Below are 13,792 nucleotides of genomic sequence, written 5' to 3' on the forward strand. Positions count from 1 at the left end.
GATTATAGCGTCACTTCATATAACGATATTCCATCAAACGATTTAATATAGAGATTTCCTGTAACAGTTCCTCTCCCACATTGGTTTCGAGCACCTTTTTTCGCTCCAGCTCTTTATCCACAAGTCGCTTGACTGAGAGAACGTCGGTTCCATTCAGCAGCACCTCTTCTTTTGAATTAAATTGCTTATGCGCGACAAGCTGCATGCCGTAGGAATTATATAATAAGGTGTAGCCGGCAATACCTGTTGTTAATTGATAGGCTTTGGAAAATCCGCCGTCGATCACAATCATTTTTCCATCTGCTTTTATTGGGTTTTCTCCATCAATTTCTTTTACAGGAGTATGGCCATTTATGATATGCCCTTGCTCAGGGTTAAGATCAAATTCTTTCAGGATCTTACGGCACGTTTCCTCATTTTCACGTAAATAGTAATATGGGTTCTTTTTCTCTTTATGGGTTTCCTTATCCTTAATGAAATACCTTTCAAAGGTTGTCATGGCCCTTTTCCCAAAAAGGGAGGAATATTCTCCGGTCCATAAATACCAGACCATATCTGTCGCAAAATCATCTGTTTCTTCAGGGTGTGCAAAAGCGTGCCGTAAATAATGTTCAAAAATATCAAGTAAATCACGGCCTGCATAGGTTTTATTCTCAATCAGCATTTCTTCCATATTTCCGTTTTCATCTAAAGGAATGCACCCATGAATTAACAAGTTCCCGTTGTATTTCAAATAAAGGCTGCCTTTTTTCATTAGAAATTTCATATGTCTGGCCAGCTTTTCCGAATGTTGAACAGAAAATAGTAGCTTGTCGATCACTTGCTCTTCTTCCTCTAATAATTGATCAGGCTGATCTGGATTAACCGTTGCAAAACAGCTGTTTTCCAGCGGGTACGTTTTCCCTTGAAGCGTTATTTCGTTTTTATCATAATCAACTTTCTCAAGCAAAAGCCTTTCTGACATATTAAAGTTCGGTCGTCTCTTAATGATCGGGCTTTCAAGTTTAAACTGAATCATAGCAATGGCTTGATGAATTTTCGTAATTTGTAATCGTTCATGGTCAGATGTTTTTTGATCTGAATGAATTTTTGGCCTGAAGACGGGATTGTCCTCATAGTATTTATCCGCCAGATTAAGAAGTGGTCTAAGGTTGATTCCATAGACATCTTCAATAATATCTAAATTGTCGTAGCGAGCGCAGATACGAATGATATTCGCGAGACAAACCTTTGAACCGGCAAAGGCTCCAATCCATAGGGCATCATGATTTCCCCACTGAATATCAACGGAATGATAATTGATGAGCGTTTCCATAATTTTATCAGGTTCGGGTCCTCGATCATAAATATCCCCCACTACATGGAGATGATCCACAACCAATCTCTGTGTGGTATAAGCTAGACCCGTGATAAGCTTATCCGCCTGATCGAGGGAAATAATTTGCTGGACAATTTTTGTGTAATACTGTTCCTTATTTGCGGATTCATCTGTTTTGTATAGCAGCTCTTCAATAATATAGGCAAATTGATCAGGCAATGCTTTACGTAATTTCGAACGTGTATATTTGGACGAGGCGTAAGAAATAAGCTTCAGCATTCGTTCGATTGTCTCTTTATACCACTGGTTTAATGCCTCGTCATTATCAAAACCATTTTTAATGATTTTTAATTTTTCTTCAGGATAATAAACTAATGTCGCCATGTCATTTATTTCATTTTCGTAGATTACGCCGTTAAATATATCCCTTATTTTCTCTTTGACTCTCCCCGAACCATTTCTTAACACATGTTGAAAGGCTTGATACTCTCCGTGTAAGTCACTAACAAAATGCTCTGTCCCCTTAGGCAGATTAAGAATGGCTTCAAGATTAATAATTTCAGTGACTACTTTTTCTTCACAATCGTATTTTTGGGCTAGTAAATCTAAGTATTTTTTGTTCAAAATTATGTATCCCCTTTCAAATTTCATCACGATTTCCCACTGAAATGCTGCAATTGACTACTAAAATTGAAAGTGTCGGTAAATAAGAAAAGAACAATATTAATTATATATGATCGTAACATGTTTTCAGTTTTTAGAAATGGCCCTTTTCACAAATTTCTCCGGCTCAGAAAAACTATCTTACACCACCAGAACAACATGTAACAAAGCATTAAAAATGAAAGCCAGGTCCATAGTTGGAAATCAGCTAAACTATGTAACCAGTATTCCAATTCATTATGGTTCGTTCTTGGAATGGTTCCAACAATATTAATAACCCCAAATGTTGGAAGCACAACGAGAATCCCTATGGAGTAGAGTACATTTCTCCGTTTTCTAATCATAAAAACGGCAGTAGCGAAAGTGCCTGCAAGCAATAAATAGTATAGGATGAAAAGCCACATTGGAACATTTGTCCGATACGATCATTCCTCCTCCATTACCTGGAGCTGTTAACAGCTATTTTATCATAAAACAAAAGACAAGCATCCCAGTCTGCTGGAATGCTTGTCTTCCGCTGTTCTTATTTTCTTCGAATTCCTATCGTTCGTCCGGCTTGTTTTGGCTGGTCCTGATCAGCTTGCTTCTGATATAATTCAGAAATGTTTTTTGCCACGGGATCGGGGAACGGCGCTCCCCGCCCTTCATTTTGATCGATGCCCATAAGCATTTCTTCTAATGTGGCAGCGAGATCACCATCATCATGGTGCATGGATAAAAATAAGTGAATACGTTTCGCATCATAATCCAGCACCTGAGCTGTGATCGTAAATGCTTCGCCTTCTTTCATTTCCTGCAAGTAGCACGTATGAGTTTCTAACGTGAAGATCGTATAATGAAAGCGGGCACGGGCTTCTTCATTAAGGCCGATACCCTCAATAAAAGCATCGGTTGCCTGACTGAATGCTGTATTGTATTCCGCATCATTCATGTGCCCGTTGTAATCGACCCACTCTGAAGGTACGGTCTGCTTAAATTGAAAATCCACGGCTGACCCTCCTTTATACATGATTTTTCTCTTGCTCTTTCGGCCAATATTCCTGTACTAAGTCGTATAATTTAATTAAAAATTCGTTGCGGTTTTGATCGAGCTCTGACATGGACATGCCGTTCGACTGTTCTTCACAGCCAGTTACCACTTTATTATAAAGTTCATCTGTCAGTTCAGGTGCTTCGAGCTTCGTCCACGGCTTTTTCAAGGCGGGGCCGAATTGTTTGAGCATATGACGCATGCCGCCCTCACCGCCTGCTAAGTGGAAGGTTAAGAAAGGTCCATATTGCGCATACCGAAGACCCGCTCCGTGCGTGAAGGCTTTATCCACTTCTTCTGTAGTAGCAATGCCTTCGTTCACAATGTGAAGCGATTCTCTCCAGATTGCTTCTATTAAACGGTCGGCGATGTGTCCTTCAATCTCATGGCGAACGAGCAGTACTTTCATATTGATGCTTTCGTAAAAAGCCTTCGCTCTTTCTACATTCTCCAGCGTTGTCTGTTTTCCTGCTACGACTTCTACCAGCGGCAAAATATATACCGGGTGGAAGGGATGCGCAACTACGAAGCGCTCGGGATGCTGTAGATTCGCCTGCAATTCTGAAGGCATGATGCCAGAGGTGCTCGATCCGATAAGCGCCTCTGGTTTCGCATACTGGTCAATAGACTGCAGAACGGTTTGCTTAAGTTCTTCGATTTCAGGCACGTTTTCTTGAATAAAATCAGCGTCTTTTACAGCATCTGCTAATTCACTTTCAAATGTTAAACGATCTTTCGAAGCTCCTTCTGTAAGGCCGAGGGCTTCCACGTACGGCCACGACTGTTCTACAGCACGGCGCATTCGTTCTTCCGCTCCTTCTGCTGGATCTGTCGCTACTACGTCATACCCCTGGGCCAGCATACGGGCAATCCAGCCATTTCCAATGACTCCCGTTCCTACTATTGCAATTTTCATGCTTATTTACCTCCCAATGGATTTCGTAGATTGAAATATTCACGTGCTTCCTGCGGCGTCATCGGTTGTAGGTCCAGGCCGTTCAGCATCGTTACAGCTTTATCAACGAGCTGCTCGTTCGTTGCTGGTACACCTTTAGATAGATAAATATTATCCTCTAACCCAACGCGGATGTTTCCTCCTAGAAGTGCTGCTTGAGAAGCCATTGGCATCTGCATGCGGCCGATTCCAAAAGCTGACCAGTGTGCATTCTCTGGAATTCGGTTCTTCATATACATCATCGTCTCGGCATCTGCAGCCGCTCCCCATGGAATGCCAAGGCAGAATTGGTACATCGGATCGTCATCAATCAGCCCTTCTTTCACTAATTGATTGGCAAATCGAATGTGGCCGGTATCGAAACATTCAAGCTCTGGCTTCACGCCGCTTTCTTGAATCAGTTTGGCCTGATCTCTCAACCAGTCCGTCGGGCTCATATAAATCATGTCGCCGAAGTTCGTGCTTCCGCAGTCAAGCGTACACATTTCCGGAAGCAGCTCGCCTACCGGCTTATGTCGTTCCGCTGGCGTTTGAATATCCGTTCCATCACCACCAGCAGCTGGCGTATTCAAACTTGGAATAAAGTCCCCTCCGCCGCCGGACGTAATATTAATGATCACGTCAGTTTCTGATTCACGAATACGATCAACAATTTCTCGATAATGCTCTACATTATGACTGATCCCGCCTGTTTTAGGATCACGGGCATGGACGTGGGCTACCGTTGCCCCTGATTTTGCCGATTCAATCGCTGATTCCGCAATCTCTTTCGGTGTTACCGGTACGTGTGGATTTTTTTCTAACGTATCTCCTGCACCTGTAACGGCAGAAGTTAGCAATACTTTATTTTTCATTCAAAAGATCCTCCTTTGAATTGGTGTTTGTTTTGTTCTGGATAAAGTGTACCATCCGGACTGTTTACTTTCAATCCCTTTTTATTATTCATCATTTTCTCTTCCGTAAAACACTGCAGTCCAGCATTTACTAGTCCTGTTTACTCTGCACCTTACCTTTTTCACAGACCCTATCATCAGTATATAAACCTCTATCCACTTCAAAATCTTTCAAAAAAGTCTTTTAGAACCAACTTGCTTCTATACCGTTCCATATCCTCTCTTTTTTTCCCCTATTCTATTTTTAAAAGGAAACCGTCTGGATTGTATAGTTTTAAAAGTGAAAGAAAATAACCTTAACTAAATGTTATCGTGAGGAAACAACTCATGGATTGGAAAGCGTTTTGGGGGCCTTGCTTTTATCACATGCCTAAACAAAAAAGTCACCAGCTCCTTGGAGGAGCTGGTGACTTTTTATGATTGACTTAGATATTGATGATAATGATTACTCTTCAGCTTCGGAGTTATGCTCCGCCAAGGTCACAGCAATTTCATCTCCAATGGATTGGACACCTTCGAGATAACTGTTTAAAACGATTGAGAAGATAAGCTCTTCCCCGTCTTCTGTTGTCACATATCCAGACAGAGAATTCACGCCTGTTAAGGAACCTGTTTTCGCTTGTACATTATCTTCTGCAGCCGTATTGCCCATTCGGTATCGCAGCGTTCCACCGACAAAGCGGTCGCTATTTCCAGCGACAGGAAGAGACTTTAGATAAGCTGGGAACCACTCTTTGGCTTGAACTTGGTAAAGAAGCTGGGAAAGTTCGTTGGCAGGGATCATGTTCACATGGGACATGCCGGAGCCGTCACGCAGTCTCATCGTATCAGCATTGACGTCGTTATCTTGAAGAAAATCTTCCACTACTTCAAGTCCCTTATCCCAGCTGCCTTCGTCATGGACAACTTTCCCCATCTCTTTGATTAACACTTCCGCATGGCCGTTATTACTAAGCTTCATAAATGGAATAAACAGCTCTTCCAGCGGCATGGACTCTTTGGAGATAAGTAAATTTGCTGATTCGGGCGTTTTTCCGTCTGCCCGTTTTTCACCCTTGACTTTGATTCCTTCTTCACCTAACGCCTTATGAAATAATTCTAACGCCAGTCCTGCAGGTTCTGAAACAGCCACCCAGGAACGTGAGCGTGTGCCTTCAAGAGGAATATCACCTTCGACAACTATCTGATTGGTGCCATGCTCACGTTCAATGGAAATATCTTTAGGCTGATCAGAAGCCACAGTCTCTGTTTTATTAACAATTTCCACGTAATCATTCTCAGGAATGACTTGTACATCGGCCATCTCCCCTTCTGCATCTGCAGGATACGCTTCGACAATTACGGTACCCGCATCATAATCTTCATTTGGGGATACAGTTAGTGCTGAGATTTGAGCAGCTGTATAGTTGGTTTCATCATTCCATGAAATATCCTCTGATAATCGAATATCATCATACCAAGTATCATCAGCCAGAAGGTCGCCTTTGATCTCCTGAATACCAGCTTCTTTCACGGACTGAGCAAATGCTTTAATGTCATCTTCCATTAACGTCGGGTCGCCTTTACCTTTTAAATATAAGTCACCATGCAGCTTCTTTCCTTTGATGCTCCCATCGGTTAATACCTCTGTTGTTAATGTATAGTCGGGGCCTAGCGTTTCAAGGGCAGCAGCACCGGTTAAAAGTTTCATATTAGAAGCGGGTTTTAATCGAATATCACCGTCGTTTTCATACAACAGCTCTCCGCTCTCCGCTGAACGCACACTAACCCCTGCTAATGCTCCATCTAACCTCTCGTCATTTAAAATTTCGTCAATTTGATTTGATAACGCTGTGTCCTCAGATGAAGCATTTACCTGAGTGTCCTCCACAGCTTGGGAAGGAGCGAACGTTAAGAACGCGACAAGGAACAGAACAACCATTTGCTTACTTTTGATTGAAAACTTCATTATGTAACTTCCTCCTTCAATATTTTGGTCCCTTTAACCTTAGCAAAGGAAACAGAAAATTTTAACAATTTTCTGTAAAATTATACAAAATAGCCCCATAGGAGGATTTTTTATACTTCTAGCTTATTCCAATACAACCATTCTTATTTAACTCGTGGAGCTTTAGATTGATATTTTCGTATTGTCCCTTTCCCCAATCCCTGATAGTATTATTTTTATTGTTTAAAAAATGCAGTACTCACTTTACAACGAGAAGGGAACAAGGAATATGCAAAACAAAATACCATTTTCTACGTATGCTCTAATAGGTACGATGCTGTTTGGGCTGTACTTTGGGGCGGGGAACTTAATCTTCCCTATCCAGTTAGGTCAGATGGCCGGGACAAACTTCTGGCCGGCATTAATCGGCTTTATCGTGACAGCGATCGGTCTGCCGTTTTTAGGAATTTTAGCCATTGGCTTATCAGGAAGTAATGGCTTGCGTGATTTAGCGAGCCGCGTTCATCCTCTATTTGGACTTACGTTTGCGATGATTCTTTACTTAACCATCGGGCCGTTTTTCGCCATTCCACGAACAGCGACTGTACCGTTTGTTATCGGTTTTGAACCGTTTATGAATCCGGATCATGCAAGCTTATGGCTTGGAATCTTCAGCTTCTTATTTTTTGGGATTGTCTATTATTTCTCACTAAATCCGGCCAAAATTATGGATTACATCGGAAAATACTTAACGCCGACATTCTTAGTGTTCTTATTCGTATTAATCATTGTGGCGATTGTTCGACCGATGGGGAGCTTTGGCACACCTGCGGGTGACTACACTCAACTGGCGTTTATGACAGGCTTTAAAGAAGGCTATAACACGATGGATGCTCTAGCCTCCCTCGCTTTCGGTATTGTTGTTATTCATGCGATTAAAAGCCAGGGAATTACAGACACGAAGGCCATTGCAAAAGCCACTTGGAAGTCAGGTATCTTCGCCATGGGCTTGATGATGGTGATTTATGGTCTGATCACCTATATGGGGGCTTCTAGTGTAACAGCTGTTGGAACATTTGATAACGGTGGGCTGATCTTTGCAGCCGTCGCTCAATATTATTTCGGATCGTTTGGGGCGATTTTACTTGCCATTATTATCGTACTCGCTTGTTTGAAGACAAGCATCGGGCTGATCAGCGCATGCAGTGAATTTTTTCATGATACATTTCCAAAAGTGAGCTATCAGACGTTCGTGATTGTCCTATGTCTAGTATCCTTTACGATCGCAAACTTCGGCTTAAACAACATCATTCAATTCGCATTGCCGGTATTGATGTTCTTATATCCCCTTGCGATTGTTCTTATTTTACTAGGGCTGTGCTCTTCCCTATTTGATCACAAACGCAGGGTTTATGCCGCATCCATGTTCTTAACGTTTTTCGTCAGTATCGTTGATGGCTACAGTACCTTAGCTGAAAGTGTTCCAGGGGTGACTCTTTCATCAATTGAATCAGTGAAGCAGCTTTACCTTGATTATTTACCTCTTTATGACATCGGGCTTGGCTGGATATTTCCTGCTTTAGCCGGTGCCTTGATCGGCTGCTTTTGGCCAGCACGAGAGGGGTCCCATTCACGATCCATCACCATTGAAAATAACTGATTCGGCAGTCTCCAAGAAAAGAACAAACAAAATATGAGAAAATAAAACACCTCCAAAGCGATAAAGCTTCGGAGGTGTTTTATTCTGTCTGTTTAGGCTCATTGGATCATTATTTTTAATTACTATGTCTCGTCCTTTTTGTACTTTATCATTTGAGCTCCACACGATGGAATCAATGACTTTTGTCTGCTACTCGGTTTTGTGCGTTTGTTCGGTTAACCTCTCCAGCACCTTTTTCCTAAGACTAGGATTCAATGGTCCAAGGCCAAAGATCTCCGATAACCACAACCCATCAACCGCAAGGCGCATGATTGTGGCATCAACTTGATCGATTCCATCATGTTCAATATGATTCTGCCAGTCCGCGTAGGTATCCTGCAATGGCTTGAGCAGTTTAGGGTTCATGCCCTGTGCCGCTAACATGCCTGCACTGATCGTTTCGTTTTCCAAACTTTTTGCATGCATGACATTAATAAACGACCTCGCCCATTTTCCAGTTTCATCTTCGTCTTTTTCCACGAGTTCTTCCACATTGCCGCGATAGATATCATTCATGTGCTGAACGAGCCCTTCCACCAGGGCCTCTTTTGTAGAAAAGTGATACAAGAGTCCACCTTTGCTGACCTCTGCTCTTTTAGCAACAGCATCTAACGTTAACGCATCGCTGCCCTGCTCTTTTACGATCAACGCAGCTGCTTCTAAAATTTTATGCCGTTTCGATTCTCTTGGCATTCTCATTCCCTCATTTATTAAGTACGTTTTTCAATAATGTTATCAGTAGTCAGGGGGTTTTTCAATTTAAGGAGGTAGTACCTTATTTAAAACAGCTTCGTCTTTTGCATAGACTTGTATGACAACCATGTTACTATCCACACACTTTTCAACAGTTGTGTATGGATATTATCGGTTTTCAACAATTTAATCCACATTATCCACAGATAGTTGTTAACTTATCCACAAATTGTGGGAGCGTTTTCTATCCTTCAATTCCAAGACAATAATTATTTTATCCACTGCATAAATATACAACTGTGCATAACTTTTTAAACAAAAAGAAAACTCCCTTACGAAAGGGAGCTTAAAAGCCTCTTCTACCGTACATCTCCAAGTCTAATCCAGGATTCGCATTCAAGTCATATCCAGCGCGGTGCCCCTGTTGATAAGCCACGGCTCCAGCTGCAGCAATCATCGCTGCGTTATCTGTGCATAAGTGTAGAGGAGGAATAAGTAATTCACAATCTTCTTCTTTAAACTTATCCTTTAACGCCGCGCGTAAGCCTTTGTTAGCCGCAACTCCGCCTGCTACGATCACTTGCTTTACGTCATATTCTTTCGCAGCCTGATACGTTTTTGTGGATAACACGTCCACTACACTCTCTTGAAAGCTCGCGGCTACATCTTGTGGAGGAATATCTTCATTTTTTTGCTTCGCGTTGTGCAGCTTGTTGATAACTGCTGATTTTAATCCACTGAAACTGAAATCATAGGATCCATCTTCCAGCCAGGCTCTCGGAAAATCGATAGAGACTTCACCTTCCTGAGCAAGCTTATCAATGTGCGGCCCACCCGGGTAAGGAAGTTTTAACGTACGTGCTACTTTGTCGTACGCCTCGCCTGCAGCGTCGTCACGCGTTTCTCCAATGACTTCAAAGCTTCCATGCTCGTCCATTAAGATAAGCTCTGTATGGCCGCCTGAGACCACTAGAGAAAGCAATGGAAATTGGAATTCTTTTTCTAACCGATTAGCGTAAATATGACCAGCGATATGATGCACACCGACGAGCGGCTTCTGCTTGGCAAACGCCAGTGCTTTCGCAGCATTCACCCCTACAAGTAATGCGCCAACAAGCCCTGGTCCTTCGGTTACCGCAATCGCTTCAATCTCATCCATCGTAAGCTCTGCCTGCGTCAACGCCTCCTCCAGCGTCAGTGTGATCTGTTCAATGTGATGACGGGAAGCAATTTCCGGCACGACTCCGCCAAATCGCTTATGGCTTTCAATTTGAGAAGCCACCACATTTGTTACTAGCTCACGTTCATTTTTTACAATAGCAACGGCTGTTTCATCACAGCTCGTTTCAATCGCTAAAATATATTGATCTTCACTCATTTTAATCCCACCCACATGACTAATGCGTCTTCTCCATTGTCGGTATAATAATTTTTCCGGATACCGCCAGGCACAAGACCGAATTTACGATATAAATGCTGAGCTGCCGTATTGGAGACTCGTACCTCCAGGCTTAGCTGAATGGCACCCATCTCAATCACTTGTTCAAAAGAATACCGAAACAACTGCTCGCCGTACTTCTTCCCGCGGTGATCTGGATGGATCGCAATATTGGTCACGTGCGCTTCATCAATGATCAGCCACACGCCGCAATACCCGAAGACTTCTCCTTGATCTTCAATCACATAATAGTGCGCGTAAGGATTCTCGCCGTTGACTTCCTTCCTAAACGTTTCTTCTGTCCAGGGTACGGCAAACGTAGCATGTTCTACTACCATTACCTGAGCAAGATCATCCTCTCTCATTTCTCTCACCTGTACCATTTACTGCTTCTCCTGCTGCGCCAGCCACTTCGCTTCAGCTTCAGGAATACGCAAGTAATTAGGCACGAGATTATGAAGAGGATCCGGCTCTTTCTCCATTGCAGCGAGCGCAAGATAAGAAGGACTCGGGTAATGATAGCTTGCATCAGGTATAGCCGCCTGCTCTCCTAAGTAATTTTCAATCACATCTTTGTGAAGAGACGCGTCCTGACTTAAAAATAGTACAGGGGTGTCTAGTTCTTTTAACGATGCCAGCCAATCTGTCATGAGAAGGTTCGCCTCTTCCTTCACTACGTTCAACTTCGTATCATACAGGCCTGTGTAAACCAGCCCTCTTCTAGCATCAAAGAATGGGCAGATGTATCCTTGAAAAAGGCGTCCCTGGCTGGCCAAGGCTTCTAAGCTGGAGATCCCGACCACCGGAATTCCTAACGACCATGCCATCGTCTTTGCTGTTGTTAAGCCAATCCGTACACCCGTATAAGACCCCGGACCGTGCGCTACCGCAATTCGATCCAGTTCTTCCGGCTTCGTTTGCGTATCACGCATCAATTGGTCAATCGCAGGCATCAAACGGATCGAGTGATTTTTTTTCACATTGGTCATCATTTCACCTGCAACAACACCGGCTTTTACTACCGACAGGCCTAATACATCATTCGACGTATCTATTGCCAGCACATTCATGAACTCATCTCCTTACACACTTGTTCAAAATGAGGGGAACGAGCAGCAACAGAGATCTTACGTGACGTTTCATCCACGTACTCAATCGTTAGTTCTAAACGTTCTTCAGGCAGGTAGTCTTCAATGAACTGTGACCACTCGACGACCGTCACACCTTCTCCATTAAAAAACTCCTCAAAGCCTAAGTCCTCATCACTATCTTCTAAACGATACACATCCATATGATAGAAAGGAAGCCGTCCCATATACTCTTTTATAATCGTAAACGTAGGGCTGTTCACCGTTCGTTTAACACCAAGTCCTTTTGCCAGCCCTTTCGTAAAGGTCGTTTTCCCTGCACCTAGATCACCTTCAAGCGTAAGTACATCTCCAGCTTGCAGCAAGCCTCCAAGCTTCTCCCCAAACTGCTTCGTATCCTCTTCTGAATGCGTCATCCATGTCATTGTCGTCATGTTAATCACGTTCCTCTTGCAAATGGGTATACCCCGATTTATTTAAAATGGAACGTTTTCCTTCTTTATAAAGGTAGACGGCTCCATTTTTATCGCTCTCTTTCACTCGGCCAATATCAACGAGGGGCGTGCCGGTTTGCTTAGCTGCCTCAACGACGTGCGGCCATTCTTTTTCACTAACCGTTCCTATTAACTCAAAATCCTCTCCTCCAGAAAGTACCCAGTCCTCATAATGAGAAGGGAATAACTCAGGGAGCTGGGGAGAATATGGAATTTGCTCAAAGTTCAGATGAAGTTCTGCGCTCGAAGCTTCAGCAATCTCATTCGCTTCATTCGCAATTCCATCACTCACATCATTTAACGCAACACGTGAGAGATGTGTTAAGCTCTTGGCAAAATCAACACGCGGATCAGGCGTGCGATGCCTTTTTATTAAATATGGATCATTCACACCCTTACGTATACATTCAAGGCCGGCACGCGCATCACCTAAGGTACCCGTTGCAAAAATAATATCTCCCGAACGAGCGGCGCTGCGGTAACGAGCTTTATTTTTTAATACATAACCAAAAACCGTGATTGATACACACAGCTGTTTTCCAGAAACCGTATCGCCTCCAATTAAGTCGATATGGTATTCGTTAGCCAGTGTACGCATGCCACGATACACTTCCAGAAGCTCTTCCTGAGACCAACCGCTTGGAACCACAAGCGATACTAAGTAAAAGGCAGGCGTACTGCCCATCGCAGCTAAATCACTTAAATTCGCAGCTAGCGCGCGGTAACCTACATGGTAAGGCTCCATAGTGTCTCTTGAAAAATGAACGTCCTCCACCATCGTATCAACCGCCGTCACGATATCCTCAGAAGACTGACGAAACACGGCCGCATCATCACTCACTCCCTTGATCAGCGAAGACTGGGAATAGGCGGCCGGCTGGATTGAATCGATAAAAGAAAACTCGTCCATAGCTAAAACCCCTCTCGTCCTGCGTTAAAGAAACCGTACGTTTCTTCACAATAAAACCATTATACCAAGGAAGGTCGTGAAAATAAAAAAAGACAAAAGAAAAGCCTTAGGAAAGAATCCCTAAGACTGTAATATAAGATGTAATGGCGGTCCGGACGGGACTCGAACCCGCGACCTCCTGCGTGACAGGCAGGCATTCTAACCAACTGAACTACCGGACCATATTTTATTGAATCTACTACTAAATAATTCAACATAGTAAGTTGAATTATTTTGGTGCACTTTACAGTACTACGATTAAATAATTTGGTTGCACTTTACAGTACTACGATTAAATAATTTGGTTGCGGGGGCAGGATTTGAACCTGCGACCTCCGGGTTATGAGCCCGACGAGCTACCGAACTGCTCTACCCCGCGATATTGTGGGAATAATCTTTAGGTTCCCATAAAATTTAATTGAAACGACGTAGCAGCGTCCTACTCTCACGGGGGTAAACCCGACTACCATCGGCGCTGAAGAGCTTAACTGCTGTGTTCGGCATGGGAACAGGTGTGACCTCTTCGCTGTCGCCACTACATCGTTAATTGAGGTGAACCCTCAAAACTGGATAAGACCTTTCGGACATCGTTTCATCAAACCTTTTTCACAAAGGGAAATAGTTAAGTCATCGATTGATTAGTAT

Annotated in this window: 12 protein-coding genes, 2 tRNA genes and 1 rRNA gene; 1 reads left to right on the forward strand and 14 read right to left on the reverse strand. The window is 43.1% G+C overall.

Annotated features, from left to right (window positions below; all coding sequences use genetic code 11):
• Positions 1–10 precede the first annotated feature (10 nt).
• From fbp to dacB, 5 genes are all read right to left on the reverse strand, one after another.
• A complete protein-coding gene (gene fbp / locus IEV27_RS14670) occupies positions 11–1,942 on the reverse strand; it encodes a fructose-1,6-bisphosphatase (protein WP_188378229.1) in 1,932 nt (643 codons plus the stop codon).
• Positions 1,943–2,504: 562 nt separating this feature from the next.
• A complete protein-coding gene (locus tag IEV27_RS14675; RefSeq protein WP_229735362.1) occupies positions 2,505–2,969 on the reverse strand; it encodes a thioesterase family protein in 465 nt (154 codons plus the stop codon).
• 13 nt (positions 2,970–2,982) lie between these two features.
• Positions 2,983–3,927 carry a 3-hydroxyacyl-CoA dehydrogenase NAD-binding domain-containing protein gene (locus IEV27_RS14680; protein WP_188378231.1) on the reverse strand — a complete coding sequence of 315 codons (945 nt, stop codon included), beginning with the start codon at positions 3,925–3,927 and terminating at the stop codon, positions 2,983–2,985.
• A 2-nt stretch (positions 3,928–3,929) separates the two neighbouring features.
• The gene (locus IEV27_RS14685; RefSeq protein WP_188378232.1) at positions 3,930–4,820 is read right to left on the reverse strand and encodes a beta-keto acid cleavage family enzyme; all 891 of its coding nucleotides are present in this window, start codon (positions 4,818–4,820) and stop codon (positions 3,930–3,932) included.
• Positions 4,821–5,304: 484 nt separating this feature from the next.
• Positions 5,305–6,807, reverse strand: coding sequence for a D-alanyl-D-alanine carboxypeptidase/D-alanyl-D-alanine endopeptidase (dacB, locus tag IEV27_RS14690; protein WP_188378233.1), 1,503 nt, complete (start codon positions 6,805–6,807; stop codon positions 5,305–5,307).
• Positions 6,808–7,075: 268 nt separating this feature from the next.
• Here dacB and brnQ point away from each other — a divergent pair, with 268 nt between their 5' ends.
• Positions 7,076–8,446, forward strand: a complete 1,371-nt coding sequence (gene brnQ / locus IEV27_RS14695; RefSeq protein WP_188378234.1) for a branched-chain amino acid transport system II carrier protein — start codon at positions 7,076–7,078, stop codon at positions 8,444–8,446.
• Positions 8,447–8,635: 189 nt separating this feature from the next.
• Here the strand turns inward: brnQ and IEV27_RS14700 are convergent, their stop codons facing one another.
• From IEV27_RS14700 to rrf, 9 genes are all read right to left on the reverse strand, one after another.
• Positions 8,636–9,178 (reverse strand): TetR/AcrR family transcriptional regulator, encoded by a 543-nt coding sequence (locus IEV27_RS14700; protein WP_188378235.1) that lies wholly within the window; start codon positions 9,176–9,178, stop codon positions 8,636–8,638.
• Positions 9,179–9,524: 346 nt separating this feature from the next.
• On the reverse strand, positions 9,525–10,556 hold the full coding sequence (gene tsaD, locus IEV27_RS14705) for a tRNA (adenosine(37)-N6)-threonylcarbamoyltransferase complex transferase subunit TsaD (RefSeq protein ID WP_188378236.1): 1,032 nt from the start codon (positions 10,554–10,556) through the stop codon (positions 9,525–9,527).
• Positions 10,553–10,999 (reverse strand): ribosomal protein S18-alanine N-acetyltransferase, encoded by a 447-nt coding sequence (gene rimI / locus IEV27_RS14710; protein ID WP_188378237.1) that lies wholly within the window; start codon positions 10,997–10,999, stop codon positions 10,553–10,555. Before rimI ends, tsaD begins: the two co-directional genes overlap by 4 nt.
• Positions 11,000–11,686 (reverse strand): tRNA (adenosine(37)-N6)-threonylcarbamoyltransferase complex dimerization subunit type 1 TsaB, encoded by a 687-nt coding sequence (tsaB, locus tag IEV27_RS14715; RefSeq protein WP_188378238.1) that lies wholly within the window; start codon positions 11,684–11,686, stop codon positions 11,000–11,002.
• Positions 11,683–12,138, reverse strand: coding sequence for a tRNA (adenosine(37)-N6)-threonylcarbamoyltransferase complex ATPase subunit type 1 TsaE (gene tsaE, locus IEV27_RS14720; RefSeq protein WP_188378239.1), 456 nt, complete (start codon positions 12,136–12,138; stop codon positions 11,683–11,685). The genes tsaB and tsaE overlap by 4 nt, the downstream gene beginning before the upstream one ends.
• 1 nt (position 12,139) lies before the next feature.
• Positions 12,140–13,108 carry a thiamine-phosphate kinase gene (gene thiL / locus IEV27_RS14725; protein ID WP_188378240.1) on the reverse strand — a complete coding sequence of 323 codons (969 nt, stop codon included), beginning with the start codon at positions 13,106–13,108 and terminating at the stop codon, positions 12,140–12,142.
• Between the two features lie 144 nt (positions 13,109–13,252).
• A tRNA-Asp gene (locus tag IEV27_RS14730) sits at positions 13,253–13,329 on the reverse strand.
• Positions 13,330–13,449: 120 nt separating this feature from the next.
• Positions 13,450–13,526: transfer RNA gene (locus IEV27_RS14735), tRNA-Met, on the reverse strand.
• A 47-nt stretch (positions 13,527–13,573) separates the two neighbouring features.
• A 5S ribosomal RNA gene (gene rrf / locus IEV27_RS14740) occupies positions 13,574–13,687 on the reverse strand.
• Positions 13,688–13,792 lie beyond the last annotated feature (105 nt).

The sequence above is a fragment of the Halobacillus andaensis genome (genome assembly GCF_014636475.1).
GTDB lineage: Bacteria > Bacillota > Bacilli > Bacillales > Halobacillaceae > Halobacillus_A > Halobacillus_A andaensis.